General features: G+C 69.8%; 23 protein-coding genes. 13 read left to right on the top strand and 10 right to left on the bottom strand.

Translation table 11 applies throughout. The annotated features are described in order from the left end of the window. The first annotated feature begins 502 nt into the window (after nucleotides 1-502). The 3 genes from OG975_RS11460 to OG975_RS11450 all read left to right on the top strand — a co-directional run bounded on the left by OG975_RS11460 (nucleotide 503) and on the right by OG975_RS11450 (nucleotide 3,895). Nucleotides 503-2,086, top strand: coding sequence for a TROVE domain-containing protein (locus OG975_RS11460; RefSeq protein ID WP_406329018.1), 1,584 nt, complete (start codon nucleotides 503-505; stop codon nucleotides 2,084-2,086). An 83-nt stretch (nucleotides 2,087-2,169) separates the two neighbouring features. Continuing rightward, nucleotides 2,170-2,823 (top strand): GntR family transcriptional regulator, encoded by a 654-nt coding sequence (locus OG975_RS11455; RefSeq protein WP_406329017.1) that lies wholly within the window; start codon nucleotides 2,170-2,172, stop codon nucleotides 2,821-2,823. 13 nt (nucleotides 2,824-2,836) lie between these two features. Further along, nucleotides 2,837-3,895: a 1-aminocyclopropane-1-carboxylate deaminase gene (locus OG975_RS11450; protein WP_406329016.1), complete on the top strand. Its 1,059-nt coding sequence runs from the start codon at nucleotides 2,837-2,839 to the stop codon at nucleotides 3,893-3,895. A gap of 34 nt (nucleotides 3,896-3,929) precedes the next feature. Here the strand turns inward: OG975_RS11450 and OG975_RS11445 are convergent, their stop codons facing one another. Beyond that, nucleotides 3,930-5,372 (bottom strand): MFS transporter, encoded by a 1,443-nt coding sequence (locus tag OG975_RS11445; protein WP_406329015.1) that lies wholly within the window; start codon nucleotides 5,370-5,372, stop codon nucleotides 3,930-3,932. 136 nt (nucleotides 5,373-5,508) lie between these two features. Between OG975_RS11445 and OG975_RS11440 the strand changes: the two genes are divergently transcribed. Beyond that, nucleotides 5,509-6,075, top strand: a complete 567-nt coding sequence (locus OG975_RS11440) for a TetR/AcrR family transcriptional regulator (protein WP_406329014.1) — start codon at nucleotides 5,509-5,511, stop codon at nucleotides 6,073-6,075. Nucleotides 6,076-6,169: 94 nt separating this feature from the next. Here OG975_RS11440 and OG975_RS11435 read toward each other — a convergent pair whose 3' ends face one another. From OG975_RS11435 to OG975_RS11405, 7 genes are all read right to left on the bottom strand, one after another. Further along, a complete protein-coding gene (locus tag OG975_RS11435) occupies nucleotides 6,170-7,387 on the bottom strand; it encodes a TerD family protein (RefSeq protein WP_406336239.1) in 1,218 nt (405 codons plus the stop codon). A 325-nt stretch (nucleotides 7,388-7,712) separates the two neighbouring features. Beyond that, nucleotides 7,713-8,702, bottom strand: a complete 990-nt coding sequence (locus OG975_RS11430) for a zinc-dependent alcohol dehydrogenase family protein (protein ID WP_406329013.1) — start codon at nucleotides 8,700-8,702, stop codon at nucleotides 7,713-7,715. Continuing rightward, on the bottom strand, nucleotides 8,699-9,580 hold the full coding sequence (locus tag OG975_RS11425; protein ID WP_406329012.1) for a carbohydrate ABC transporter permease: 882 nt from the start codon (nucleotides 9,578-9,580) through the stop codon (nucleotides 8,699-8,701). The genes OG975_RS11430 and OG975_RS11425 overlap by 4 nt, the downstream gene beginning before the upstream one ends. Beyond that, a complete protein-coding gene (locus OG975_RS11420) occupies nucleotides 9,577-10,515 on the bottom strand; it encodes a carbohydrate ABC transporter permease (RefSeq protein ID WP_406329011.1) in 939 nt (312 codons plus the stop codon). The genes OG975_RS11425 and OG975_RS11420 overlap by 4 nt, the downstream gene beginning before the upstream one ends. Continuing rightward, entirely contained in the window at nucleotides 10,512-11,882 is a 1,371-nt protein-coding gene (locus OG975_RS11415) for an ABC transporter substrate-binding protein (protein WP_406329010.1), read from the bottom strand. Before OG975_RS11415 ends, OG975_RS11420 begins: the two co-directional genes overlap by 4 nt. A gap of 129 nt (nucleotides 11,883-12,011) precedes the next feature. Next, nucleotides 12,012-12,782, bottom strand: coding sequence for a DeoR/GlpR family DNA-binding transcription regulator (locus tag OG975_RS11410; protein WP_406329009.1), 771 nt, complete (start codon nucleotides 12,780-12,782; stop codon nucleotides 12,012-12,014). A gap of 275 nt (nucleotides 12,783-13,057) precedes the next feature. Next, the gene (locus OG975_RS11405; protein WP_406329008.1) at nucleotides 13,058-13,882 is read right to left on the bottom strand and encodes an NAD-dependent epimerase/dehydratase family protein; all 825 of its coding nucleotides are present in this window, start codon (nucleotides 13,880-13,882) and stop codon (nucleotides 13,058-13,060) included. Nucleotides 13,883-14,156: 274 nt separating this feature from the next. Between OG975_RS11405 and OG975_RS11400 the strand changes: the two genes are divergently transcribed. Together OG975_RS11400 and OG975_RS11395 are read left to right on the top strand one after the other, a co-directional pair. Further along, nucleotides 14,157-15,098, top strand: a complete 942-nt coding sequence (locus tag OG975_RS11400) for a 5-dehydro-4-deoxyglucarate dehydratase (RefSeq protein ID WP_406329007.1) — start codon at nucleotides 14,157-14,159, stop codon at nucleotides 15,096-15,098. Beyond that, nucleotides 15,095-16,255: a hypothetical protein gene (locus tag OG975_RS11395; RefSeq protein ID WP_406329006.1), complete on the top strand. Its 1,161-nt coding sequence runs from the start codon at nucleotides 15,095-15,097 to the stop codon at nucleotides 16,253-16,255. The genes OG975_RS11400 and OG975_RS11395 overlap by 4 nt, the downstream gene beginning before the upstream one ends. Before the next feature lie 433 nt (nucleotides 16,256-16,688). On the opposite strand, the gene OG975_RS11390 is transcribed toward OG975_RS11395, so the two are convergent. After that, nucleotides 16,689-17,885, bottom strand: coding sequence for an MFS transporter (locus OG975_RS11390; RefSeq protein ID WP_406329005.1), 1,197 nt, complete (start codon nucleotides 17,883-17,885; stop codon nucleotides 16,689-16,691). Nucleotides 17,886-18,067: 182 nt separating this feature from the next. Then, entirely contained in the window at nucleotides 18,068-18,436 is a 369-nt protein-coding gene (locus tag OG975_RS11385) for a CAP domain-containing protein (protein ID WP_406329004.1), read from the bottom strand. Here OG975_RS11385 and OG975_RS11380 point away from each other — a divergent pair. From OG975_RS11380 to OG975_RS11350, 7 genes are all read left to right on the top strand, one after another. Next, a complete protein-coding gene (locus tag OG975_RS11380) occupies nucleotides 18,426-18,725 on the top strand; it encodes a hypothetical protein (RefSeq protein ID WP_406329003.1) in 300 nt (99 codons plus the stop codon). The genes OG975_RS11385 and OG975_RS11380 overlap by 11 nt on opposite strands. A 666-nt stretch (nucleotides 18,726-19,391) precedes the next feature. Further along, on the top strand, nucleotides 19,392-19,979 hold the full coding sequence (locus tag OG975_RS11375) for a TIGR03086 family metal-binding protein (protein WP_406329002.1): 588 nt from the start codon (nucleotides 19,392-19,394) through the stop codon (nucleotides 19,977-19,979). 257 nt (nucleotides 19,980-20,236) lie between these two features. Then, nucleotides 20,237-20,992: an MBL fold metallo-hydrolase gene (locus tag OG975_RS11370; protein WP_406329001.1), complete on the top strand. Its 756-nt coding sequence runs from the start codon at nucleotides 20,237-20,239 to the stop codon at nucleotides 20,990-20,992. A 192-nt stretch (nucleotides 20,993-21,184) separates the two neighbouring features. Next, complete coding sequence (locus OG975_RS11365; protein ID WP_406329000.1) at nucleotides 21,185-21,841, top strand: GntR family transcriptional regulator; 657 nt, start codon at nucleotides 21,185-21,187, stop codon at nucleotides 21,839-21,841. Beyond that, nucleotides 21,838-22,746, top strand: coding sequence for a dihydrodipicolinate synthase family protein (locus OG975_RS11360; RefSeq protein ID WP_327427788.1), 909 nt, complete (start codon nucleotides 21,838-21,840; stop codon nucleotides 22,744-22,746). Before OG975_RS11365 ends, OG975_RS11360 begins: the two co-directional genes overlap by 4 nt. Continuing rightward, the gene (gene araD / locus OG975_RS11355) at nucleotides 22,743-24,494 is read left to right on the top strand and encodes an L-arabinonate dehydratase (protein WP_406328999.1); all 1,752 of its coding nucleotides are present in this window, start codon (nucleotides 22,743-22,745) and stop codon (nucleotides 24,492-24,494) included. The genes OG975_RS11360 and araD overlap by 4 nt, the downstream gene beginning before the upstream one ends. Before the next feature lie 118 nt (nucleotides 24,495-24,612). Next, nucleotides 24,613-25,548 carry a carbohydrate ABC transporter permease gene (locus OG975_RS11350; RefSeq protein WP_406328998.1) on the top strand — a complete coding sequence of 312 codons (936 nt, stop codon included), beginning with the start codon at nucleotides 24,613-24,615 and terminating at the stop codon, nucleotides 25,546-25,548. Nucleotides 25,549-25,599: the final 51 nt, after the last annotated feature.

Raw genomic sequence — 25,599 nt, 5'->3', positions numbered from 1 at the left:
AATTCAATGGCTCGACCCGTGGCCGCACTCCTAAAGTAGTGCACGTCCAGGTGCGAAGGCAGGACCTACTTCCACTGATAATGGGGCGGCCGCGGGTTCGAGTCCCGCCACCGGTACAACGCGCCGGTGTAGCTCAGGGGTTAGAGCACCTACGTCGGTTCCGCCGGCTTTGAACTCTGGACACCACAACTTCATGCACCTCCCGGTGCGCGGGCTGCGGCTACTTCTCTTCCAAAGAATCCACGCCGCCGCCGATTTGATCTCGGGAGGCGCAGTTCATGGTGGGTGCCCGGTGCGCAGGCGGCGGATACTTCGGGAACTGGTGGGGAAACCCATGCGGGTTCGAATCCCGTCATCGACCTCGGGTCGGTGTGGCGGAACGGAAGACGCGCCAGTTTATAAGCAACCGCAGCCGACTCCTGACCTCGGGCACCCTCCATTTGCTGCGCCTCCCTCCGAAACGCGACTTCACCGTCGTACAGAGAATTCGGGGGAATTCATCATGGCGCGATTCAACACCAAGGCGGCCAAGGCGCAGCCCACTTCCCGTGTGACGTCGACCGGCCGCGTGCTGACGACGCACCAGGGCGGTCGTGGCCAGGAGCGCGACGCGCGCTCGGAGCTGTTCCTGCTCGCCATCGCCAACTTCGTCTCGCAGCAGACCTTCTACGAGTCCGGCGCCGCCCGCGACGACCGGTTCGCCACGCTCGTGCGCGAGCTCGCCGTCGCCGACCCGTCGTGGACGGCCGCCCTGCTGGGCTGGCTGCGCGGCGAGGGCAACCTGCGGACGGCCTCGCTCGTGGGCGCCGCCGAGTACGTGAAGGCACGCCTCGACGCGGGCGCCACCGACGGCCCGGCCAACCGCCAGGTCATCGCCTCCGTGCTGCGACGCCCGGACGAGCCCGGCGAGCTGCTCGCCTACTGGACCTCCCAGTACGGCCGCAACGTGCCCAAGCCCGTCAAGCGCGGCATCGCCGACGCCGTACGACGTCTCTACAGCGGCAAGTCGCTGCTGAAGTACGACACCGCGTCCAAGGGCTACCGCTTCGGCGACATCCTCAACCTGGTGCACGCGGCGCCGGACCCCGACAAGCCGTGGCAGGGCGACCTGTTCCAGTACGCGCTGGACCGGCGGCACAACCCGGACACGGCCGTGGTGCCCAAGTCGCTGCCCGTCCTCGCGGCCCACCGTGACCTGATGGCACTGCGGCCCGCCAAGCGGCGCAAGGTCGTGACCGGAGCGCACGGCGCACAGCGCCTGGCCGAGGCGGGCATGACCTGGGAGGCGTTGGCCGGCTGGCTGCAGGGCCCGATGGACAAGGCGGCCTGGGAGGCCGTCATCCCGTCCATGGGCGCGATGGCGCTGGTCCGCAATCTGCGGAACTTCGACGAGGCGGGTGTCTCGGACGAGGTGGCGGCTCAGGTCGCCGCGAAGATCAGCGACCCGGCGGAGGTCGCGCGCTCGCGGCAGTTCCCGTTCCGCTACCTCGCCGCGTACCAGCACGCGCCGTCGCTGCGCTGGTCGTACCCGCTGGAGCAGGCGCTCGGCCACTCGCTGGCCAACGTGCCCGCGCTGCCCGGCCGGACGCTGGTGCTCGTGGACCGCTCGGGCTCGATGTTCTACTCGCGGCTGTCCGACCGCTCCGAGCTGAACCGGGCGGACGCGGCGGCGATCTTCGGTACGGCGCTCGCGCTGCGGGCGGCGGACGCGGATCTCGTCGAGTTCGGGACGACGAGCAACCGGGTGAAGTTCCGCAAGGGCGAGTCGGTGCTCAAGGTGCTGGAGCGCTTCGGCGATCTCGGCGGCACCAACACGAGCGAGGCGGTGCGCAAGCACTACAAGAAGCACGACCGGGTGCTGATCGTCACCGACGAACAGGCCATGTACAGCCACTACGGCGACCCGACCGAGCAGGTCCCGGCGCACGTACCGGTCTATACGTGGAACCTGGCCGGGTACCAGGCGGGCCACGGCCCGTCCGGGAAGGCCAACCGGCACACGTTCGGAGGCCTCTCGGACGCGGCTTTCCGGATGGTGCCGCTGCTGGAGTCGGCGCGGGATGCCGACTGGCCGTGGGCTGCTTGACGGCGTGGAGTGAGCGGGGTCCGCACTTCGGTGTGGGCCCCGCTCTTGTTTGTGCGGAGGACTGACATCTAACATTTCAGTTCATGGAGGCCCTACGACCCGTGCACCGCACCCTGCTGCGGGACCGCGCCTACGAAGCGATCCGTGACGCCATCGTGGCGGGGGAGATCGAGCCCGGCACGCTGGTGCGGGACGCCGAGCTCGCGGAACGGCTCGGGCTGTCCCGGGCACCGGTGCGCGAGGCGTTCACGCGGCTCGTGGACGAGGGGCTGCTGGAGAGCAAGCCGCAGAGCTACACGCGGGTGACCCCGGTCGTGGCGGCCGACGTGCGGGACGCGGCGGCCGTGGTCGGAGCCATGCACGAGCTGGTCACGCGGGTTGCGGTACCCCGGCTGTTCGCCGCGGACGTGGAGGCGATGCGCACGGCCAACGAGCGGTTCGCCGCCGCCGTCGGCTCGGGCGACGTGGACGCCGCCCTGGGCGCCGACGACGAACTGCACGACATCCTGGTCCGCGTCAGCGGCAACCGTGCCGCCGCCGCCACCATCGCCCGCTACACCCCGCTCATCCGCCGGCTGGAGCGACGGCGCTTCGGCGAGGGCGGCAACTGCCGTTCGGCCGGGCTGCACGAGCAGCTGATCGAGGCCTGTGCGGACGGTGACGTGGACGAGGCGGTTCGCGTCACGGCGGAGATCTGGCGGGGCCTGGCCGCGCTCGCCGACGAAGAGGCCCACTGAACCCGGAGGACCCATGTCCCTTTCCCCGTCTTCTTCCTCGTCTCTTTCCCCGTCACTTTCCTCGTACGAGCGTTACCCCCTGCTCTTCGGGCCCTCACCCGTGCATCCGCTGGAGCGGCTGACCAAGCACCTCGGCGGCGCCTCCCTGTGGGCCAAGCGGGAGGACTGCAACTCCGGTGTCGCGTACGGCGGGAACAAGACCCGCAAGCTGGAGTACCTCGTCGCCGACGCGCTCGCGCAGGGTTGCGACACCCTCGTCTCGATCGGTGGCGTGCAGTCCAACCACACCCGCCAGGTCGCGGCCTGCGCCGCCCGCGCCGGGCTCAAGTGCGTGCTGATACAGGAGAGTTGGGTGGAGTGGCCCGACTCCGTGTACGACAAGGTCGGCAACATCCTCATCAGCCGGCTCGCCGGTGCCGACGTACGGCTCGTGCGGGCCGGGTTCGGGATCGGGTTCAAAGAGAGCTGGGAGCAGGCGCTGCGGGAGGTCGAGGAGGCGGGCGGCAAGCCGTACGCCATTCCGGCAGGGGCGTCGGATCATCCGCTGGGCGGGCTGGGGTTCGCCGGGTGGGCCTATGAAGTCGCCGAGCAGGAGCGGGAGTTGGGCGTCTTCTTCGACACCGTTGTGGTGTGCTCCGTGACCGGGTCGACCCAGGCGGGCATGGTCGCCGGGTTCGCCGCTCTGGAGGAGGCGGGCGGGCGGCCGCGGCGCGTCCTTGGCATCGACGCGTCGGCGGCGCCCGCCCGTACCCGTGAGCAGATCGCCCGGATCGCCCACGGCACGGGGCAACTCATCGGCGTACAGAAGGAGTTGACGGAGGTGGACGTCGAGCTGGACGAGCGGTACCACGCGGGGACCTACGGGATTCCGGACGAGGTCACGCTGGAGGCGATGCGGCTCGCGGCGCGCACCGAGGGGATGGTCACCGACCCCGTCTACGAGGGGAAGTCGATGGCCGGGATGGTGGATCTGGTGGCGCGGGGTGAGATCGGGCAGGACTCCACCGTGCTCTACGCCCACCTGGGTGGACAGCCGGCGCTGAACGCATACAGCGCGTTGTTCCAGGGGTGAGGGTCTGGACGGTGAGGCTCTGGCCGGTGGGGTTCTAGGCGGTGGACTTCGGCTTGGTGCCCGTGATCACCAATGCCGACACCAGCAGGGCGGTCAGCGCGATCAGCGAGCCGATGCCGAACGCGCGGGCCGCTCCGTCGGTGAGGATGTCGGACGGGGAGCCGTGCGCGTGCCGGGTCGCCGTGCCGAAGACGGTGACCAGGATGGCGAGGCCGAGGGTGCCGCCGAGCCACTGCAGGGTCTGCAGCAGGCCGGAGGCGGCGCCCGCCTCGCGTGGCTCGATGCCCGCGAGGATCGTCGCGTTGAGCGGCATGAAGCTCAGGCCGACGCCGATGCCCAGCAGGAGCAGCGGCCCGAACAGGCCGGCCAGATAGCCGTCGCCGGGCTCCAGCCGCCACAGCCACCCGGCCGCGACGACCAGCAGGGCCATGCCGGTGAGCAGCACCGGCTTGGCGCCGAGCCGCGCGAGCAGCCGGGGCACGAAACGCACGACCGTGAACATCGCCAGGGTCATGGGCAGGAAGGCGAATCCCGCGCGGAGCGGGCTGTAGTCCAGGACCTGCTGGCAGATCAGGGTGAGGAAGTAGAAGGCGCCGAACATGCCGGCGGGCAGCAGCAGGACGCCCGCGTAACCGCCCGCGCGATTGCGGCTGGCAAACAGGCGCAGCGGCATGATCGGCTGGTCCGCGCGGGACTCGATCAGGGCGAAGCCCACGAGCAGGGCCGCCGCCGCACTGAACCCGAGCTGCGCCTGGATGTCGCTCCAGCCGTCCTCCGAGACCCGGATGAACGCGTACACCAGCGAGGTCATCCCGGCCGTGCCGGTGAGTGCCCCCGCCGCGTCGAAGCGGCCCGCGTGGCGCGGGGTTTCGGTGACACAGCGGGGCAGGGCGACGGCGACCGCGATGCCGATCGGTACGTTGATCAGCAGAGCCCAGCGCCAGGACGCCCAGGAGGTGAGCATGCCGCCGAGCACCAGGCCGATGGAGGCGCCGATGCCCGCCATGGAGGAGTAGATCCCGAGGGCGTGGTGGCGGCGCGGGCCCTCCGGGAAGTTGGTGGTGATCAGGGCGAGGGTGCTGGGTGCGACGAGGGCGGCGCCCACGCCCTGGAGCGCGCGGGCCGCCAGCAGCCAGGCGCTTTCGGTGGCGAGACCGCCGAGCAGGGAGGAGGCGGCGAAGAGCAGGACGCCGGTGGTGAGCGTACGGCGGCGGCCCGCGATGTCACCGACCCGGCCGCCGAGGAGGAGCAGTCCGCCGAAGGCCAGGGTGTAGGCGTTGAGGACCCAGGAGAGACCGGTGCCGCTGAAGTGCAGGTCCTTCTGGATGTCGGGCAGGGCGACATTGACGACCGTGGAGTCGACGCCGACCATCAGATAGGCGGTGACAATGACGAGAAGGACGGTGCCGAGCCTGGCCGGGTGGTCTTCCGCCGAGCGGGGCGGGCTGCTGGTGGACGGTGCGGACGGGGTGGACATGGGATGCTCCCTGTCTCGTGTCCCCGGTGAGTGGTGTGCGGGCAGCGCGAACTGCCCGCCGCAATAAGCGGGGACTGTCTCCGTTTAGTACTCGGTAAGATACGGAGAGAGTCCCCGGTTGGCAAGGAGTATCTGAATGGCGCAGGTCAAGCCGATGCGGGCGGATGCGCGGCGGAACTATGAGCGGCTGCTCAAGGAGGCGGCGGTCGCCTTCGCCGAGCACGGGGAGGGCGCGTCCCTCGACGACATCGCCAAGCGGGCCGGGGTGGGGTCCGGGACCCTCTACCGGCACTTTCCCACCCGGCGGGCCCTGCTGGAGGCCGTGTACGTGGACAGCATCGACGCGATCGCCGTGCGCGCGGACGAGATCGCGGCGGAGCTGCCACCCGGCGAAGCCCTGGTGGAGTGGCTGAACGAGCTGAGCGAGGGGATGATCCAGGTCCGCGGGCTCAAGACACTGCTCGGTTCGGCCGTCACCGACGGGAGTTCCGCCGTACTGACCGCGTGCGGGACCTCGGTGAAGGCCGCCGCCACCCGGCTGGTCGAGGCCGCTCAGCGGGAGGGGACCCTGCGGGCGGACGTGGAGCCGATCGAGGTGCTGCGGCTCGCGCACGGCGTGGCCACCGCGTCGGAACTGGCGAACGGGCAGGGGAAGTACATCCGCCGGTATCTCTCGCTGCTGACGGAGGGCTTGCGTCCCTAGGGGCACGGGGCACGGGGAACGGGATATGAAGCACGGCGGTGGTGACCTCAAGTCCCCACCGCCGTCTGCCTCTTGCGTGCCTCCGCGCGAGCGGTCAGAGCACCTGGGCCGCCGGCTTCACCATGCCCCGGACCGTGCGGGACTTCACGAAGTCGCCGATGGCCGTCATCTCCCACTCACCGGAGAACTGCTTGATCATCTTGGCCATCATCACGCCGGTCTGGGGTTCGGCGTTGGTGAGGTCGAAGCGGACGAGTTCCTCGCCGGTGGCGGCGTCCAGCAGCCGGCAGTAGGCCTTGGCGACCTCGGTGAACTTCTGGCCGGAGAAGGAGTTGACCGTGAAGACCAGGCCGGTGACGTCCTGGGGGAGGCGGCCGAGGTCCACGACGATCACCTCGTCGTCGCCTCCGCCCTCGCCCGTGAGGTTGTCGCCGGAGTGCTTGATCGCGCCGTTCACGATGGAGAGCTTGCCGAAGTAGCAGCTGTCGATGTGGTTGCGCTGCGGGCCGTACGCGATGACCGAGGCGTCCAGGTCGATGTCCTTGCCGCGGTACGCGGGCTCCCAGCCGAGGCCCATCTTGACCTGGGAGAGGAGCGGGCGGCCGCCCTTGACCAGGGAGACGGTCTGGTTCTTCTGGAGGCTCACCCGGCCCTTGTCCAGGTTGATCTTTCCGGAGGGTGCGGGCGCGGGGGCGGCGGTGGGCGCCGGGGGTGCGGGCGGGGCCGGCGGGGCGGTGAGGCGGGGGTCCAGCGGCGGGGCCGGCGGCGCGGGCGGGATTACGGGGGTCTGGACCGGGGGCGCGGCAGGCGCCGGCGCCGGTTCCTCCACCGAGACGCCGAAGTCGGTGGCGATGCCCGCCAGGCCGTTCGCGTAGCCCTGGCCGACTGCCCGGGCCTTCCACGCGCCGTTGCGGAGGTAGATCTCGACGATCACCAGGGCCGTCTCGGTGCCGAGCTGCGGTGGGGTGAACGTCGCCAGTACCGCGCTGTCGGCCGCGTTGCGGATCGTGGCGGTGGGTTCGATGCCCTGGAAGGTCTGGCCCTGTGCGTCCGGGCTTGCGGTGACGACGATCTTCTCGATGCCTGGAGGGACCGCGGTTGTGTCGACCGTGATCGCGTCCGGGGCCGTGCCGCCGCCCGAGCGGTAGGTGACGCCGGGGCCTGCGGGCTGGTTGTAGAAGATGAAGTCGTCGTCGGAGCGCACCTTGCCGTCGGCGGTGAGCAGCAGGCCCGATACGTCGAGCCGCACCGGGGCGGCGACGTCCACTGTCACGTGGGTGACAGGGAGAGGGATGTTCGAGCCGGGGGTCATAGCTGTCATGCCTGAGGTAACGAGCGGGGCCGCTTTACCGTTCCCTTACCCAAGGATGAGTCTGAGGAGGGCCTTTTTCGCCCCCGCCGCCCCTACCCGTCCCATCCCCAGGGGCTCTGCCCCTTCGACCCCGGGATGCGTTGTGTGTCGGCTGCGGGTGGGTGGGGGCTGGGCTAAAAGATTGCGCAGTTCCCCGCGCCCCTTAAGGGGCGCGGGGAACTGCGCGAGCAACCCCCACCCACCCGCAGCCGACACACAACCCAGGGGGTCTGGGGGCGGAGCCCCCAGGGAAGGGACGGGTAGGGGCGGCGGGGGCGACAAAGGCTTACGGCACCACGACTATCTTGCGGCCCACGCCCGATGCGAACTGTTCCAGTGCCTGGGGATAGCTCGTCAGGGGGAGGCGGTCGCTGATGAAGATGGAGGGGTCCAGAACACCCGTGGCGAAGAGCTCCGCCGCGCGTTCGAAGCTGTGGAGGACGGCCATGGAACCGGTGATGGTGATCTCCTGGTTGTAGATGCGGTACGGGTCGATCGTCACCCGCGTCGCGTAGTCGGCCACGCCGAACTGGAGGAAGGTGCCGGCCTTGGCGACACGCCCCAGGCCGTCCTGGATCGCCGCCGCGTTGCCCGTCGCGTCGACGACCACGTCCCAGCCCTGGGGACGGTCCAGCTCGTCGGGGCTCACGGCCGAGCCGGAGACGCCCAGCAGCCGCGCCGTCGCCAGGCGCTGCGGGTTCACGTCGACCATGTCCACGCTCGCGGCTCCCGTGCGCTTGGCGAGCTCCAGCATCATCAGTCCCATCGTTCCGGAGCCGTAGATCAGGACGTGGGCGCCGAGCCGGGACCGGAGGACGTCGTAGCCTCGGACCGCGCAGGACAGCGGTTCGACCAGGGCCGCGTCCTGGGTGCGTACGTGCTCGGGGAGTTTCACGCAGTTGGCCACGGGGGCGACGGCGTACTGGGCCGCGCCGCCCGCCGTCGTCACGCCGATCGCCGCCCACCGTTCGCAGAGGTTGTTGTGACCCGTACGGCAGTAGCGGCACTCGTAGCAGTAGAGGGACGGGTCCACCGCTACTCGATCGCCGACCGAGACCTCCGTGACCTGGGTGCCCACCCCGACCACCTCGCCCGCGAACTCGTGCCCCGGGACGATCGGCAGCTTGGGTGCGAACTCGCCCTGGAGGATGTGCAGATCGGTGCCGCAGAGGCCGCAGGCGGCGACCTCGACGACGACCTCGCGGGGGCCCGGCGTCGGGTCCGGGACCTCGGCCACGACCGCTCGACCGGCGGACTCGATGACTGCGGCCTTCATTTCACGGCTCCCAGGGAGAGGCCCTGGACCAGCTTGTCCTGGGCGGCGAACCCCGCGGCGAGCACCGGCAGGGAGATGACGAGCGACGCGGCGCACACCTTCGCCAGGAACAGGCCCTGGCTGGTGATGAAACCGGTCAGGAAGACGGGGGCCGTTTCGGCGGCGACACCCGTCAGCACGCGGGCGAAGAGGAGTTCGTTCCAGCTGAAGATGAAGCAGATCAGGGCCGTGGCGGCGATGCCCGGCAGGGCTATGGGGGCGACCACGCGGGCGAGGATCGTGGGGAGCCTCGCGCCGTCTATCTGGGCCGCCTCGATCACCGCCACCGGGACCTCGGCGAGGAACGACTGCATCATCCACACCGCGATCGGCAGGTTCATGGAGGTGTAGAGGATGACCAGGAGCCAGATGTTGTCCAGCATGTGCGTGTTCTTCGCGAAGAGGTAGATCGGGAGAAGCCCCGCTACCACCGGCAGCATCTTCGTCGACAGGAAGAAGAACAGGACGTCCGTCCACTTCTTCACCGGGCGGATCGAGAGCGCGTACGCCGCCGGGAAGGCCAGGAGGAGGACGCAGATCGTCGAGACCGTCGACGCCACCGTCGAGTTGATCAGCGCGGGCCAGGGGCTCGCTCCGCCTCCCGTGCCGAAGAACTCCCGGTAGCCGTCCAGGGTGAGGGCGGCGCCGAAGGACGGCGGGTTGGTCGCCGCGTCCGACTCCGAGTGGAACGACGTCAGGGCCATCCAGGCGATGGGCAGGAAGAAGACGATCCCGGCCAGCCAGGCCACCAGGCCGAGGCTCCTGCCCCGGCTTCCCCCGCTTGCTCGGCTTCCCCGGCTTTCTCGGCGGGCACGGACGCGTACGGCGATGTCGCTCATGCGCGGGACACCTCCTCGCGGAACAGGGACGACACGACGCGGAGCGCGAAGGTCGCGATGATGATCGAGCCGATGACGACCAGGACGCCCGCGGCCGAGGCGAGGCCGTTCTCGTGGGCCTGGTAGAAGCTCTGGTAGACGGTGTAGGGGAGGTTCGCCGTGCCCAGGCCGCCGGACGTGAGGGTGAAGACCGCGTCGAAGTTCTGGACGATGTAGATCGATCCCAGGAGCGCGCCCAGTTCCAGGTAGCGGCGCAGGTGGGGGAGGGTCAGGTGGCGGAAGACCTGCCAGTCGCTCGCGCCGTCCACCCGGGCCGCCTCGATCTGTTCGTGGGAGCGGCTCTGTAGTCCGGCGAGCAGGATCAGCATCATGAAGGGCGTCCACTGCCAGACCAGGGAGGCCTCGACCGCGAGCAGCGGGGTGTTCGAGATCCAGTCGGGCTGTGGTCCGCCCACGTAGTGCAACAACCCATTGAGCAGGCCGTATTCGGGGTTGTAGAGCACATGCTTCCAGAGCAGCGCCGCCGCCACCGGGACCACCAGGAAGGGGGCGATGAGGAGGGTGCGGACAATGCCCCGGCCGCGGAACTTCCGGTCCAGGAGCAGGGCCAGACCCAGGCCCAGGATCAGGCTGACCAGGACGACGGTCACGGTCAGCAGGATCGTCGTCCAGACCGAGTGGCGCAGGTCCGCGTCGGTGAGTACGTCCGAGTAGTTGCCGAGGCCCGTGAAGTGGCGGGCGTTCGGGTAGAGGGCGTTCCAGTCGAAGAAGGAGATCACCAGCGTGGCCACGAAGGGGAGCTGGGTCACGGCGATCATGAAGATCAGGGCCGGGAGGAGCGGGGCGCGGGTGGCCCAGCCGCGCAGTCGGCCGGAAGGCCTGCGGGTGGCGCGTACCGATGTGGTGGCCATCGGGGCTGTCGTCGCTGCGGTCATCGTCCCTCGTACTCCTTGGAGATCTTCTCGGCGAGTTTCTGGGACTTCCTCAGGGCCGAGTCGACGGACTGACGTCCGGCGATGGCCGCGCTGATCTCCTGCGAGACCTTGGTGCCGAGATCGGTGAACTCGGGGATGCCGACGAACTGGATGCCGGGCGCGGGTCGCGGCTGTACCCCCGGGTCGCGGGGCCGGGCTCCCTCGATGGCCTCGCGGGTCATGTCCTGGAAGGCCGCGGCCTCCTTGCGGTAGGCGGCGTTCGTGTACGTCGAGGCGCGCTTGCCGGCCGGGACGTTGGACCAGCCGGTCGTGTCCCCGACCAGCTGCTCGTACTGCTTGCTGGAGGCCCAGGAGATGAACTTCCAGGCCTTGTCCGAGTTGTGGGAGGCCTTCTGCAGGCCCCAGGCCCAGGTGTAGAGCCAGCCGGAGGACTTGGTCTTCTCGACCGGCGCGGGTACGTAGCCGAGCTTGCCCTTGACCGGGGAGTCGGCCGCCTCCAGCAGGCCCGCGGCGGAGGTGGCGTCGTACCACATGGCTGTCTTGCCCTGCGTCATGTTGTTGAGGCACTCGGCGAAGCCGGACTGGGCGGCGCCGGACTCGCCGTGCCCCCGCACGAGGTCTACGTAGAACTTCGTCGCCTTTTCAAACTCGGGGGAGTCCAGGCGCGCCTTCCAGTTCTTGTCGAACCAGGTGCCGCCGAAGGTGTTCACGACGGTGGTGAGCGGTGCCATGAGTTCGCCCCAGCCGGGCAGGCCGCGCAGGCAGATGCCCCGCATGTCGGACTCGGCGCCGTCGACCTCGGCGGCGAGCTCTCCCACCTGCTCCCAGGTGGGATGCGCGGGCATCGTCAGGCCCTTCTTGGCGAACACGTCCTTGCGGTACATCAGGAAGGATGATTCGCCGTAGAAGGGCTGCCCGTAGAGCTTCCCGTCGTCGGCCGTCAGGGACTGCCGCATGGGGGTGAGGATGTCCTGCTCGTCGTACCCGCTGTCCTGGCGTACGTACGAGTCCATCTCGTGCAGCCAGCCGTTCCTGGCGTAGATCGGTATCTCGTAGTTGGACAGTGTGGCGACGTCGTACTGGCCCGCCTGGTTGGCGAAGTCCTGGCTGATCTTGTCGCGGACGTCGTTCTCCGGCAGGACGGTGAAGTTCACCTTGATGCCGGTCTCTTTGGTGAAGTGGGCCTTGGTGAGCTTCTGCAACTCCACCATCTGGGGGTTGTTGACCATCAGGACGTTGATGGAGTTGCCTCCGGAGCCCGCGCCGCCTGCTCCGGTCCAGCATCCGGAGAGCAGCGGGGTGAGCAGCGTCCCTGCGGCGGCCGCGGCGAGCAGTGCGCGCGGCCTCCGTCGGCTCGGGGTTCGCATGGATCACTCCTGGACGTATGGGGAGAAAGAGGGGTGTGTTGGGGCATGGGGGTGCCCTACGGAGTACGTGAGTTGGGTTTCCGGACGCTGTTGGGTTTCCGGACGCTATGGAAGTGGTCGGTTGGGTTTTCAGACTCGGATGACCTGTGGGCCCTGGAGCGAGTAGCGATGTGCCTCGGACGCCGGGAGCAGCGTGCTCGTGACGATCGCCTCCAGGGAGCTGATGTCGGCGAAACGGCAGAAGCTGACCGCGCCGAACTTGGTGTGCACGCCCGCGAAGACCGTGCGCCGGGAGGCCCGGATCGCCTGTGCCTTGACCTCGCTGACCGCCGGGTCGGGGGTGGTGAGGCCGTGTTCGCGGGAGATTCCGTTGGCGCCGATGTACGCCAGGTCGATGACGAAGCCGGCGAGCATCTTCGTCGTCCAGTGGTCCACGGTCGCGAGCGTGCCGGGGCGGACCCGGCCGCCGAGCAGCAGGACGCTGGTGTTCTCGGCCTCGGCGAGCGCGCCCGCCGTGGCCAGGGACGCGGTGACCACGGTCAGCGGGCGGTCCCTGGGCAGTGCCTCGGCGATGAGCTGGGGAGTGAACCCCTCGTCGACGAAGACCGTCTCGGCGTCCCCGAGCAGCTCGGCGGCCGCGGCGGCGATCCGGCGCTTCTCGGGCACATGGCTCGTGGTGCGGAAGGCGAGCGTCGTCTCGAAGCCGGCGCTCTCCACGGGATAGGCGCCGCCGTGCGTGCGGCGCACCAGACCGTGGTCCTCCAGGGTGCGCAGATCGCGCCGTACGGTCTCCTTCGCGACGCCCAGCTCGGCGGCGAGCGCGGTGACGTCGACCGAGCCCGTGCGGCGCGCGGCCCGGACGATCTCGCGCTGCCGTTCCTCCGCCGTCATCGCCGTCATGGCCGTCACCTGCTCCCTCGCGCTCCGTCGCGCACTGCCCGTTCGGGCCCTGTGCGGCCCTTGAGGGAAGTTCTACAGCGGGTATCGGCCACTGACCAGGCCTGTTGCGTGCCCGATGGTGCCCGGCTGCGACCGTTTCGCGGTGCGGGTGCCCGCAGCGGACCTGGGGCGGAGCGGAGGGAGAGGTGGGATCGGGCAGGTTCCGTGCCCGAACACGGAAGCGGGCGGGCCCGTTCGGTGCCCGCCCGCCGTGATTTCCGGTTCTCGCCGCGCTGTCAGTACGGCCAGATCGGCGGGTGCGTGGTGAAGTGGCCGCCCAGGTGGGCGTGGTCCGGGTTGTCGGGGTCGAGCTCGCCCTGCTCGGCGATGAGCTTCTCGGCGTACGGCTCGGAGTCGTCCCGCGGCTCGTAGCCCAGCGCCCGCGCGGTCGAGAGGTCCCACCACAGGCGGGTGTTGGCGGACGAGCCGTAGACGACCGTGTGCCGTACGTCCTCGGCGGTCAGCGCCGCGTGGAAGAGGCGCGCGCCGTCCTCCGGGCTCATCCAGACCGAGAGCATGCGCACGCTGGTGGGCTCCGCGAAGCAGGAGCCGATGCGGACCGAGACCGTCTCCAGGCCGTGCTTGTCCCAGTAGAACTGGGCCAGGTCCTCGCCGAAGGACTTGGACAGGCCGTAGAAGGTGTCCGGGCGGTGCGGGGTGTCGATGGGGATCAGTGCGCTGTCGTCGAAGGGAGCCTCTCCCCGCGGGCGCGGGGTGAAGCCCACCGCGTGGTTGGAGGAGGCGAAGACGATCCGTCGTACGCCTTCCTCGCGCGCGGCCTCGTACAGGTTGTACGTCCCCTCGATGTTCGCCTTGACGATCTTGTCGAAGGAGGCTTCCAGGGAGATGCCCGCGAGGTGGATGATCGCGTCGACGCCCCGTACCGCTTCGCGCAGCGCCGCCTTGTCGGAGAGGTCCGCGGTGATCGCGTCCGGCTCGCCCTCGATGGGCAGCAGGTCGAGGAGGCGCAGCTCGTAGCCGTACTCCGGCAGCAGCCCCCGCATCAGGGTGCCGAGTCCGCCGGCGGCGCCGGTGAGCAGAACGGTGCGGGGAGCGGGCATGCGGGTGTCTCTCCTCGGTGCGGGGCGATGTGCCATGTCGTGCCGCGTCGGGTGGCCGTAGTGGCCGTATTCATGTACGGCATTCACATCCATGGACACGCTAAGGAGCGGTGACCTGCCGCGTCAAGTGTCGCGCGGAGGTGGTGAATCCGCTGCCGTGTTGCGAGTTTGCGTGCTTGACCGGCCCCAAGGTCGCGTCTTAGCGTGGTCGCGTTCAGAAATATAGACGTGGATCAGAAACGTGCACCGCTGAGCACCGTTTTAGGGAGAGCCCGTGACCTCAGCCCCTCTCGCCGCTCGACTGAGTATCCCCAGCGGGCCGTTGTTCTTCCCTGTCACCGCGTACGGCCCCGACGGCTCCGTCGACCTCGACGTCTACCGGGAGCATGTGCGGCGCGGAGTCGAGGCGGGCGCCGCGGCCGTCTTCGCGTGCTGCGGCACCGGTGAGTTCCACGCGCTCACGCCCGAGGAGTTCGAGGCGTGTGTGCGGGTGGCCGTGGAGGCGGCGGCGGGGCGGGTGCCGGTCGTCGCGGGGGCGGGGTACGGGACCGCGCTCGCCGTGCGGTACGCGCGGCTCGCGGAGGGTGCCGGGGCCGACGGGCTGCTCGCCATGCCGCCGTATCTCGTCGTGGCCGGACAGGAGGGGCTGCTGCGGCACTACCGGGAGGTCGCCGCGGCCACCTCGCTGGACGTCATCGTCTATCAGCGCGACAACGCCGTGTTCACGCCCGAGACCGTGGTCGAACTGGCCCGGAGCGAGGGAATCATCGGGTTCAAGGACGGGGTGGGCGACCTTGATCTGATGCAGCGGATCGTGAGCGCGGTGCGGAGTGAGGTCCCCGGGGACTTCCTGTACTTCAACGGGCTGCCGACGGCGGAGCTGACCGGGCTCGCGTACCGGGGCATCGGGATCACGCTGTACTCGTCCGCCGTGTTCTGCTTCGCTCCGGAGATCGCGCTGGCCTTTCACGCGGCGCTCAACGCCGGGGACGACGATGTGGTGAACCGGCTGCTCGACGGCTTCTACCGGCCGTTCGTCGATCTGCGGGCGCAGGGGCGTGGGTACGCCGTCTCGCTCGTCAAGGCCGGGGTGCGGTTGCGGGGGCTGGACGTGGGCGAGGTACGGCCGCCGTTGCACGAGCCGGCCGAGGACCATGTCAAACAGCTCGCCCAGTTGATCGAGCGTGGGTACGCGTTGCTTGAGGAGGGTGTGTGAAGACGTCCGCGTTCTTGTACCCGTGGGATGTCAACGGGGATCCGGAAGCCGCCTCGCGGATCGCCGGGCTCGGGATACGGCAGGTGACGCTCGCGTCCGCGTACCACTCGACGCGGGCGTTGACGCCTCGGCACCCTCGGCATCGGATCGTCACCGCCGAGCATGCGGCCGTGCTCTACCCCGTGGACGAGTCGCGGTGGGAGGGGCGCCGGATCAGGCCGTACGCGGCGGGGAGCTGGGCCGAGGGCGACGCCTACGGGGCCGCTGCCGCGGAGCTTGCCGATGCCGGGCTCGAGGTCCACACCTGGGTGGTTCTCGCGCACAACTCCCGTATGGGGGCCGAGTATCCGTCCACTTCCGTGGTCAACGCGTACGGGGACCGCTATCCCTGGGCGCCGTGCATCGCGCAGCCCGGGACGCGGGACTATCTGGTCGACCTCGCGGCGGAGGCGGCGGTGCGGCCGGGGGCTCGTGGTACGGAGCTGGAGTCGCTGGGGTGGTACGGGCTGGCGCATCTGCACGCGCACGACAAGATCGGCGGGGTGGGGCTCGGGGATGCCGGGCAGTACCTGATGTCGCTGTGCTTCTGTGCGGTGTGCCTCGACGGTTACGCGGAACAGGGGCTTGACGGGCGGGAGTTGGCGGCCGCCGTGCGGGGGGCTCTGGAGCCGGTGTGGCGGGGGGCGCCGTCGGACGGTGGGTGGGCGGGGGTCGAGAAGCTGCTCGGGGCGGGGGCCGCGGGGGCTACGCGTGTGTGGCGTGACGGGGTGGCGCGTACGCTCCAGGAGGCGGCGGTCTCGGCGGTACGGGCGGCTGCGCCGGACGGGTTCCAGGTGCTGCTGCACGCGGATCCGGTGTCGTACCACTGCGGTGCGAACGCCGGGGTCGACCCCGGGCACATCCTGTCCGTGGCGGATGGGGTGGTCGTGCCGTGCACCGGTGGTGCCGGGTTGTTGACTCCCTTCGCGGAGGTGGCGCGGGAGGGCAGCGTGCTGGCCGCCAACTTCACCGTGGTGTCGGGGATGGGGGGCCGGCCGGGCGCGCTCGCCGCGGACGCGGAGCGTGCGGCTTCGCTGGGCGCGACGGAACTTCGGCTGTATCACGCCGGGTTGGCGTCTGATGGGGATCTGCGGGCTGTGGGGGCGGCGCTGGGGTGAGGTGCGGTGCGGTTCGGTGTTGTGTCGGGGCCGTGCCGGTACGTCCAGCCCGTCGCCGGTGGGCATTACTGCCTGCTTCCACAGCATGAACTTGCCCATAACCACGTAAGCGACGGGCTGGACGTACCGGCACGGCCCCTTCGGTGCGTCGCCGACTGCGGGTGCGCCGTCGTACCGGGTGAGGGTGGGTGGGGCCGTCGTGTGTCGCCGGCTGCGGGCGGGTGTCGGCTGGGGATGGGCGGTGCCGTGCGTCGAACGGTTCCTGGGGTCGTGTTTTTAGGGGCGCGGGGAACTGCGCGACCAGCCCCCACCGTCCCGCAGACGAATCTCTTCAGGGGCGCGGGGAACGGCGCAATCTTTCAGGGGGGTCTGGGGGCGCAGCCCCCAGGAACGGGATGGGACGGGTAGGGGCGGCGGGGGCGAGGAAGTGCTTTTAGGGCGGTGGTGCGGAGGGGGTGTCGCGGAGTAGAGGGGGCAGGGTGAGGAGGCGGGTGAGGCCCAGGGTGGCCAAGAGGAGGCGGTAGTCGATCAGTTCGACCAGAGCGGCGCCGGCGGCCAGGCCGAGGGCGTTGGGGGCGTAGAGGAGGGTGTTCGCGGTGGCGGTGGTACGGCCCAGGAGGTGGGCCGGAGTCTCCCGCTGGACCGCGGTGTACGTCGCGATCAGAACGCAGGGGAGACCGACACCCACGGCCGCACAGGAGGCAAGGGCCAGGGGGTCGTACGGGATCGAGCGAAGCGCCACCGCGGCGGCCGTGAGAGCGATCCCGTACCCGGCGAAACGGCGTTCGCCCAGCCGGCGCAGGAGGGGGCCGCAGACCAGGCCGATCGCCACCGAGCCGGCGCCCTGGACGACGTAGAGGAGACCCACGTAGGCGGGGGAGTGACCCAGGCCCTCGGCCACGGCGTAGATCGTCGCGCCGTTGAGGCCCGCGAAGAGCATGGTCGTACCGCCGGCCAGGACCAGGGGGCGGAGGCGGGGGTGGTGCCAGACGAAGCGGGCGCCCTCGGCCGTGCGGGTTCGCCAGCTGGTGGGGGTGGCTTCGGGGGGTGGGGGCTCCTGGACTTGCAGCAGCGCGCACACGCTCGCCGCCAGCGCGAACGTCACCGAGTCCAGCAGCGCGACCCGCGCACCGCCGTACGCCGCGTACAGCCCCGCCCCGGCGAGGGGAGCCAACAGCTTCATGCCCTCGTTGGCCGTCATGCGCAGGCCATTGAAGTCGCCGAGGAGGGTCTTGTCGACCGCTGCGGCCAGCAGCGCCGACTCCGCCGCGTCCTGGACGACGCCTGCCGCGCCGTAGAGGAGAAGCACCGTGAAGAGGATCCACAGGCGGTCCGGGGTGTCCACGGCGAAGAGGGTGAGGAGGAGCGCGGCCAGGGCCAGGTTCGTGGTGATCAGGAGTGGGCGGCGGCGGGTGCGGTCCGCCAGAGTGCCGAGGAGAGGGCCGATGAGTGTGGGGGCCCAGAGCGCGAAGACGCAGAGGGCCGCCAGGCCGTTCGAGCCCGTCAGGTCCTTGACCCAGACGCCCGACACCAGCCACATCGCCGACGATCCGAAACCGGAGACCACGACTCCGGTCAGGTACAACCCCGCGTTGCGGTCACTGAGAACACGCGCCACCGTCCATGTCATGGCAGGTGATCGTGGTTCTAAGGCGGCTTCCGGGGGATCGGGCATGTGCCTTACCCGGCCTGGCGGAAACCGTCGCTGGCCCCTGAGCCGGGGCCGAGGGCTCCAGGTGGGGGTGCCTGGAGCCTTCGGGCCCGGATCAGGGGCAGGTACGTCGTGACGGGGACGGAGGTCGGTGTGAGCCGTCAGCGGGCCGTGCCGAAGTCCTGCGTCCAGTAGCTGCCGGGCTGCGCGAGGCCGACGCCGATCTCCTTGTAACCGCAGTCCAGGATGTTGCGCTTGTGGCCGGGGCTGGACATCCAGCCCGCCATGACCTGCTCGGGGGTCGAGTATCCGTACGCGACGTTCTCGCCGTAGGAACTCCAGATGTAGCCGGCACGCGTGATCCGTGTGCCCGGATCCGAACCGTCGGAGCCCGTGTGCGACATGTTCTGGTGGCTCGCCATGTCCACGCTGTGCGCCTGGGCGGCCTTCGAGAGCTTCGCGTTCAAGGTCAGCGGAGAGCAGCCGACCTTGCTGCGCTCGCTGTTGACCAGGGCCACGATGCGAGCCACGGCGCTGGAGGCTGCCGGGGCCGCCGTGGCAGGGGCGGCCGAGGACGCCTTGGGTGCCGTGGCCGTCTTCGAGGCGGTTGCGGTGGGTGCCGCGGTTGCCTTCCGGGCGGGGGTCTTGGACGCGGTGGGTGCTGTCGTGGCGGGCGTGGTGGCTGTCTGCGAAGCCGAAGCCGAAGCGGATGCCGAGGGCCGCGACGTCCACTCGCCGTTCTTCCACCGCTCCTGCGAGGACGTGTTCCTCCAGTTCTGCCACTGGCCGCCGTACGACTCGGCACCCTGGCTGCCCTGATGGTTCATACAGGCCATGGCGGCGGTCGGTAGCGCCAGCGCGCTCACCACGACAGCAGCGATGGTTATCTGCCGGTGGCGCGTCTTCCTGCGGTGCTTCATGGGGACCTCGCTCCGTCGTCGCGGGTGCGCCTCCGGTGGGCCGGCTCGGCATGGACGCTGTGCCTGAGCTGCGGTGACGCCTTCTGGGGCCGTCATTGTTAAAACCTGAGTGAGTGAGCGGCAACGAGCGCTACTACTACCCGGCCTCGTAGTCCACGAACGGCCTTGAATCGGGCGCACGGGTGTGCTGACGCGGCTCACCGGCGCGCGACAGGGTCTGGCGCTCCGTCAGAAGCCCCCCTGTGCCCGGCGGGCGGGGTGAAACAGCCGGGCGAGATGCATCTCATTGGATCATGTGCGCCGTATGTCTGATTCGGGATGGCAAGTCTGGCTATATCGCCCAGGCGCCATGTACTACCGAACCGCGTTGATACGGGAAGTCGACGTGATGGATGTCACTGTGTGCTGCTGCAACCATTCCCGACGGACGCGACGGCGCCTCATCGTGGCGCAAGCGATGAGTGCGCAAACGATGAGTGCGGAAGCGATGAGTTTTGGGCGCCGCCTCGGTCTACCCCATCAGTGGACGCGAGTGGACACGAGGCTGAGTACAGAGGAGACCTTGATGACCGGCCAGACTTTCGACCTCGGACCGCAGGCCCTGATCGTGGCGCGCCTCGCGCAGGGCGTGACCGAGGAGCAGCTCGACGGCGTGACCCCCTGTCCGGGGCTCGCGGTGCACAACATGCTCGGGCATGTGGCCGGGCTGGTCATCGCCTTCCGCGACGCCGCTCGCAAGGACCTGGGCCCTACGACGGCCACCAGCCCGGGCTCCTTCGTGCCCGACATCGAGCCCGGCTGGCGCGAGGCCCTGCCCAAGGCGCTCGACGAGCTCGCCGAGGCCTGGCGCGACCCGGCCGCCTGGACGGGTGAGACCCGGGCGGGCGGGGTCCCCCTGCCGGGTGTGGTGGCGGCCGCCGTCGCCGCCGACGAGCTGGTGGTGCACGGGTGGGATCTCGCCCGGGCCACCGGCCAGGAGTACGAGCCCGATGCCGCTGCCCTTCAGGCGTCGCATGGGCTCCTCGCCGCCGCGGCCGAGGAGCCGAGCAGGGACGGGGGCCTCTTCGGGCCCGTGGTACCGGTGCCGGACGACGCACCGCTGCTCGACCGGGTGATCGGGCTCAGCGGCCGCGACCCCGGCTGGAAGCCGTAGGGCGTCGGCACGTTACGGACACCGGGGGAGCAGTACGGCATCCGTGCATACGGACACCGGGGACGCCGTAGGGCACCGGCACATACAGGCGCCCGAGAAGTCGCCGAGCCGTGGCGTACGCGGACATCTGAGGAGCCGGCGGAGTGGCGGCGCACGCGACATGCCGGGAGCCGCAGCGCCCCTGGAGTACCGGAAAGCGTCCCTGGAGTGCCGGAAAAAGGGGAGCCCGCCGTGCTGCCGTTCCGTACGCTCCCCGCATGTCTCTCGCCCTCACCGTCCTCGGCACCGCCTCCCCCCACCCGGGACCCGGCCGTCCCTGCTCCGGCTATCTGCTGCGCGGCGGGGGCGCCGAGGTGTGGGTCGACGCCGGGCCCGGGAGCTTCGCCGAATTGCAGAGGCATACGGATCCGGTGCGGCTGGACGCGATCTGGATCTCGCATCTGCACGCGGATCACTGTGCCGACCTCCTCTCCGCCGTGTACGGGCTGGCGTACGGCGGGCTCACCCCCTCCGCACCCCTTCCCGTGTACGGGCCGCCCGAGCTCGGGCAGCGGCTCGCCGGGTTCTTCGGGCAGCGGGATCCCGGGTTCCTGGGCGGGGTCTTCGACCTCCGGCCCTTGTGCGACGGGCATGACACGCGTGTGGGTGAACTGCGGCTTCGTACGCGTGCCGTTGTGCACGACATCGAGGCGTACGGGCTGCGGGCCGAGTGCGACGGGAGTGTCCTCGCGTACTCGGGAGACAGCGGGCCCTGCTCGGCGCTCACCGAACTCGCCGCCGGCGCCGACCTGTTCCTCTGTGAGGCCGACATCGACCGGCATCGCGGAAGCGAACGCCAGGTACATCTCACGCCCGAGGATGCCGGGAGCGTGGCCAAGGAGGCCGGCGTAGGTGAGTTGCTGGTCACCCATGTGGGGCCGACGCTCACCCCGGAGTCCGCCACCGAGCGCGCCGCCGTTGTCTTCGGCGGCCGGACCTCCACCGCCCGTGAGGGCGACATCGCGAGCCTCTGACACAGCCTCCGACACCGAGGGCCGGCTCGCCGGTCACTCCAACTTCTTTTGTCAGAAGCGTTGACGAAACACGGGCGCGCTCCTACCTTCAACCCGTCGTACTTCGTACGTCATATATGAGACGCGATATGCGAGATCCGATACACGCGATCGGAAGCCCGCCATCCGACACGTGAGATCCGAGAGGCGCGCATGACCTCTGTGCCCACCCCGATCCCGTCCCGCACGCAGTTCGTGCTGGAGGGGATCAAACACCGCATCCTCACCGGGCAGTTGACCCCGGGACAGGCTCTGGTCGAGACCGAGCTCGCCGCACAGTTCGGGGTGTCCAAGACGCCCGTGCGCGAGGCGCTCAAGACCCTGGCCGGTACCGGGCTCGTCGTGATGAACCAGTACAAGGGCGTCACGGTGCGCATGGTGGACGCAGACATGGCGCGCGAGGTGTACGACGTGCGGCTGCTCCTCGAACCGGAGGCGCTGCGGCGGACCGTACGGCGCGAGGCGTCGCTCGCCGCCGCGCGTGACGCGCTGACGCGTGCCGACGACGCCGCCGACACCGCCGAACGCTCCCTGGCCAACCGGGAGTTCCACCGCGCCCTGTACGTGTCCTGCGGCAACCCGCTGCTCGGCCGGATGCTCGACGAAGTACGCGACCAGGCCGCCCTGGTCTCGGCGGTCGCCTGGGCCGCCGACCCGTCCTGGGAGCGCGAGGCGAACGAGCACCGGGAGATCCTGCGGCTCGCCCTCGACGGTGACGCCGATGGCGCGGCCGGCGCGCTGCACGCCCATATCGCGTCGTTCGTGCAACGGGCCTTCCCCCAGGGCCAGGAAGAGGATGAACAGGAATGACAGCGACGTACGAGACCCAGCGGGCGGCGCTCGCCGAGGTCGTGGCGATCCCCGTGACTCCGTTCGCGGAGGACGGCACGATCGACCGCGACACCCACCGGGCCCTGCTGCGTCGGCTGCTCGACGGCGGGGTGAAGACCCTCACGCCGAACGGCAACACCGGTGAGTTCTACGCCCTGACGCCCGAAGAGCGCCAGCTCGTCACCGAGTTGACCATCGAGGAGACCGGGGACCGGGCGGTCGTTCTCGTCGGTGTCGGACATGACGTGCCGACCGCCGTCGCCTCGGCGCGGCACGCTCGCGCGCTCGGTGCGCAGATGGTGATGGTCCATCAGCCCGTGCATCCGTATGTGTCGGAGGGCGGCTGGGTCGACTACCACCGGGCCATCGCCGAGTCCGTGCCCGAACTGGGCGTCGTTCCCTACATCCGCAATCCGCTGCTCGCGGGGGCACGGCTCGCCGAACTCGCCGATGTGTGCCCGAACGTCATCGGGGTGAAGTACGCCGTTCCGGACGCCGCGCGCTTCGCCGCCTTCGCCCGGGACGCGGGCCTTGAGCGGTTCGTGTGGGTGGCCGGGCTCGCCGAGCCGTACGCGCCCTCGTACTTCTCGGCCGGTGCCACGGGCTTCACCTCGGGGCTCGTGAACGTCGCCCCGTCCGTTTCGCTGAACATGATCGAAGCGCTTCGATCCGGCGACTACCCGGCCGCCATGAAGGTCTGGGAACAGATCCGCCGCTTCGAGGAGCTGCGCGCGGCCAACGCCTCCGCGAACAACGTCACCGTGGTCAAGGAGGCCCTGGCCTCGCTCGGGCTGTGCCGCCGTGACGTCCGCCCGCCGAGCAAGCCGCTGCCCGAGAGCGAGCGCGCCGAGGTCGCCGCGATAGCCGCCGGATGGTCCATATGAACAGCCACGACGAGCAGCGCAGACGGCCCGAGGACCTCAGAAGCCACCAGTGGTACGGCAGCGGCGTCTCGTCGGGTCTGCGCTCCTTCAGTCACCGGGCCCGCACCCGGCAGCTCGGCTATCTGCCCGAGGAGCACCTGGGCAAGCCGGTCATCGCGATCCTCAACACGTGGAGCGACATCAACCCCTGTCATGTGCATCTGCGCGACCGTGCGCAGGCCGTGAAGCGGGGGGTGTGGCAGGCCGGGGGTTTCCCGCTCGAATTCCCGGTCTCCACGCTGAGCGAGACCTTCCAGAAGCCGACCCCGATGCTCTACCGCAACATGCTCGCGATGGAGACCGAGGAGCTGCTGCGGTCCTATCCCGTCGACGGGGCCGTGCTGATGGGCGGCTGCGACAAGTCCACGCCTGCCCTGCTCATGGGCGCCGCCTCCGTCGACCTGCCGGCGGTCTTCGTGCCCGCCGGGCCCATGCTGCCGGGCCACTGGCGCAACGAGGTCCTCGGCTCCGGCACCGACATGTGGAAGTACTGGGACGACAAGCGCGCCGGGCTCATCGGGGACTGCGAGATGACCGAGCTGGAGAGCGGTCTCGCCCGCTCGCCCGGTCACTGCATGACCATGGGTACGGCGTCCACGCTGACGGCGGCCGCCGAGGCGCTCGGTGTGACCGTCCCGGGCGCGTCCAGCATCCCCGCCGTGGACTCCGGGCACGATCGGATGGCCGCGGCATCCGGCATGAGGATCGTTGAACAAGTCCACAAGGACCGCAGGCTCTCCGCCATCCTCACCGCCGACGCCTTCGAGGACGCGGTGACGACCGTCCTCGGCCTCGGCGGCTCCACCAACGCCGTGATCCACCTGATCGCGATGGCCGGCCGGGCGGGCGTCCGCCTCACCCTCGACGACTTCGACCGCATCGCCCGCACGGTCCCTGTGCTCGCGAACGTCCGGCCCGGCGGCCAGACGTACCTGATGGAGGACTTCCACTTCGCCGGCGGCCTGCCCGGGTTCCTGTCGCGGATCACCGATCTGCTGCACCTGGACCGGCCGACGGTGTCGCACGACAGCCTGCGCGAGCAGCTGGCGAGTGCGCGAGTCCACAACGACGACGTCATCCGCACACGGGAGAACCCGGTGGCGGCCGAGGGAGGAGTCGCCGTCCTGCGCGGCAACCTCTGCCCGGACGGCGCGGTCATCAAGCACATCGCCGCCGAGCCGCAGCTGCTCAAGCACACGGGTCCCGCGGTCGTCTTCGACGACTACAAGACCATGCAGCGGACCATCAACGACCCGTCACTCGGGATCACGGCGGACAGCGTGCTGGTGCTGCGCAACGCCGGGCCCAAGGGCGGTCCGGGCATGCCCGAGTACGGGATGCTGCCCATCCCCGACCATCTGCTGAAGCAGGGCGTACGGGACATGGTGCGGATCTCCGATGCCCGGATGAGCGGCACGAGTTACGGCGCGTGCGTGCTGCACGTGGCGCCCGAGTCGTACATCGGCGGGCCGCTCGCGCTGGTGCGGACCGGGGACACGATCACCCTCGACGTCGAGGCACGGTCGCTTCAGCTCAACGTGGACGACGCGGAGCTGGAGCGCAGGCGGGCGGAGTGGACGCCGCCGCCCGTCCGTTACGAGCGCGGCTACGGCGCGCTCTACAACGAGCAGATCACCCAGGCGGACACCGGCTGCGACTTCGAGTTCCTGGCCAGGCCGGGCACGGTGCAGGACCCGTACGCGGGCTGATCCACCCTCGGCCGCACTCTCTTTGGCCGAGATATCGAACAACGTATGCGAAGCGCTTCACCATGCGAACGCATGAACGCATGAACGCACGAGAACGCCCGAGAAACGGAGAACAGTCATGGCCCAAGCCGCAGCCGTGGCGAAACCGCCCGCGCCACCCCGGCGACGCCGTGCCTCCGCGACCCCGCGCAGGCTCCCGTATCTGCTGATCGCCCCGGCGGCGCTGCTGATGCTGGGCTTCATCGCCTACCCCGTCATCAGCGTCTTCTACTACAGCCTGCAGAACTTCAACCCGACCAAGCCGTGGCGCAACGGTTTCGCGGGCTTCGACAACTTCACGCACGCCTTCACCGCCGACCCCCAGTTCTGGGACACGCTGACCTTCAGCGCCAAGTGGGTCATCGTCGAGGTGGGCCTCCAGCTGCTGTTCGGTCTGGCGCTGGCGCTGATCGTCAACCAGACCTTCGTGGGGCGGGCCGTCGGCCGCGCGCTGGTCTTCTCGCCATGGGCCGTCTCCGGTGTGCTGACCTCCGCGATCTGGGTGCTGCTCTACAACTCCCAGACAGGCATTACGCGTTACCTCGCCGACGCGGGCATCGGGCAGTACGGAACGAGCTGGCTGTCGGACACCTCCACCGTCTTCCCGGCGGCCGTGGTCGCCGACCTGTGGCGCGGTGTCCCCTTCTTCGCGATCCTGATCCTCGCCGATCTCCAGTCCGTGTCCAAGGATCTGTACGAGGCCGCCGAGGTCGATGGCGCCAGCCGCTTCCGGCAGTTCCTGCACATCACGCTGCCGCACCTGAAGGACGCCATCGTCCTGTCCACGCTGCTGCGCGCGGTGTGGGAGTTCAACAACGTCGACCTGCTCTACACGCTGACGGGCGGTGGTCCCGCGGGCGAGACGACGACCCTCCCGCTCTACATCGCCAACACCAGCGTCGACGCGCACAACTTCGGCTACGCGTCGGCCCTGACCACGGTCGCGTTCGTGATTCTGCTGTTCTGCTCGATCGTCTACCTGCGACTGAGCAAGTTCGGAGGCGGGGACAAGTGATCACCGAGGACGCCCAGTCCAACACCCGCACGGTCGTCGTGCCGGGCACCC

It is taken from the genome of Streptomyces sp. NBC_00203 (genome assembly GCF_045206325.1).
GTDB classification, from domain to species: Bacteria; Actinomycetota; Actinomycetes; order Streptomycetales; family Streptomycetaceae; genus Streptomyces; species Streptomyces lutosisoli.
Note: the sequence above shows the minus strand (reverse complement) of the source record. Positions and strands in the feature narration are given on the sequence as shown.

What these genes read in the sequence shown, in the direction of transcription:
- OG975_RS11460 (WP_406329018.1), top strand. Translation starts at nt 503, where the DNA reads ATGGCGCGATTCAACACCAAGGCGGCCAAGGCGCAGCCCACTTCCCGT.
- OG975_RS11455 (WP_406329017.1), top strand. Translation starts at nt 2,170, where the DNA reads ATGGAGGCCCTACGACCCGTGCACCGCACCCTGCTGCGGGACCGCGCC.
- OG975_RS11450 (WP_406329016.1), top strand. Translation starts at nt 2,837, where the DNA reads ATGTCCCTTTCCCCGTCTTCTTCCTCGTCTCTTTCCCCGTCACTTTCC.
- OG975_RS11445 (WP_406329015.1), bottom strand. Translation starts at nt 5,372, where the DNA reads ATGTCCACCCCGTCCGCACCGTCCACCAGCAGCCCGCCCCGCTCGGCG.
- OG975_RS11440 (WP_406329014.1), top strand. Translation starts at nt 5,509, where the DNA reads ATGGCGCAGGTCAAGCCGATGCGGGCGGATGCGCGGCGGAACTATGAG.
- OG975_RS11435 (WP_406336239.1), bottom strand. Translation starts at nt 7,387, where the DNA reads ATGACCCCCGGCTCGAACATCCCTCTCCCTGTCACCCACGTGACAGTG.
- OG975_RS11430 (WP_406329013.1), bottom strand. Translation starts at nt 8,702, where the DNA reads ATGAAGGCCGCAGTCATCGAGTCCGCCGGTCGAGCGGTCGTGGCCGAG.
- OG975_RS11425 (WP_406329012.1), bottom strand. Translation starts at nt 9,580, where the DNA reads ATGAGCGACATCGCCGTACGCGTCCGTGCCCGCCGAGAAAGCCGGGGA.
- OG975_RS11420 (WP_406329011.1), bottom strand. Translation starts at nt 10,515, where the DNA reads ATGACCGCAGCGACGACAGCCCCGATGGCCACCACATCGGTACGCGCC.
- OG975_RS11415 (WP_406329010.1), bottom strand. Translation starts at nt 11,882, where the DNA reads ATGCGAACCCCGAGCCGACGGAGGCCGCGCGCACTGCTCGCCGCGGCC.
- OG975_RS11410 (WP_406329009.1), bottom strand. Translation starts at nt 12,782, where the DNA reads ATGACGGCGATGACGGCGGAGGAACGGCAGCGCGAGATCGTCCGGGCC.
- OG975_RS11405 (WP_406329008.1), bottom strand. Translation starts at nt 13,882, where the DNA reads ATGCCCGCTCCCCGCACCGTTCTGCTCACCGGCGCCGCCGGCGGACTC.
- OG975_RS11390 (WP_406329005.1), bottom strand. Translation starts at nt 17,885, where the DNA reads ATGACATGGACGGTGGCGCGTGTTCTCAGTGACCGCAACGCGGGGTTG.
- OG975_RS11380 (WP_406329003.1), top strand. Translation starts at nt 18,426, where the DNA reads ATGCGAGCCACGGCGCTGGAGGCTGCCGGGGCCGCCGTGGCAGGGGCG.
- OG975_RS11375 (WP_406329002.1), top strand. Translation starts at nt 19,392, where the DNA reads ATGACCGGCCAGACTTTCGACCTCGGACCGCAGGCCCTGATCGTGGCG.
- OG975_RS11370 (WP_406329001.1), top strand. Translation starts at nt 20,237, where the DNA reads ATGTCTCTCGCCCTCACCGTCCTCGGCACCGCCTCCCCCCACCCGGGA.
- OG975_RS11365 (WP_406329000.1), top strand. Translation starts at nt 21,185, where the DNA reads ATGACCTCTGTGCCCACCCCGATCCCGTCCCGCACGCAGTTCGTGCTG.
- OG975_RS11360 (WP_327427788.1), top strand. Translation starts at nt 21,838, where the DNA reads ATGACAGCGACGTACGAGACCCAGCGGGCGGCGCTCGCCGAGGTCGTG.
- araD (WP_406328999.1), top strand. Translation starts at nt 22,743, where the DNA reads ATGAACAGCCACGACGAGCAGCGCAGACGGCCCGAGGACCTCAGAAGC.
- OG975_RS11350 (WP_406328998.1), top strand. Translation starts at nt 24,613, where the DNA reads ATGGCCCAAGCCGCAGCCGTGGCGAAACCGCCCGCGCCACCCCGGCGA.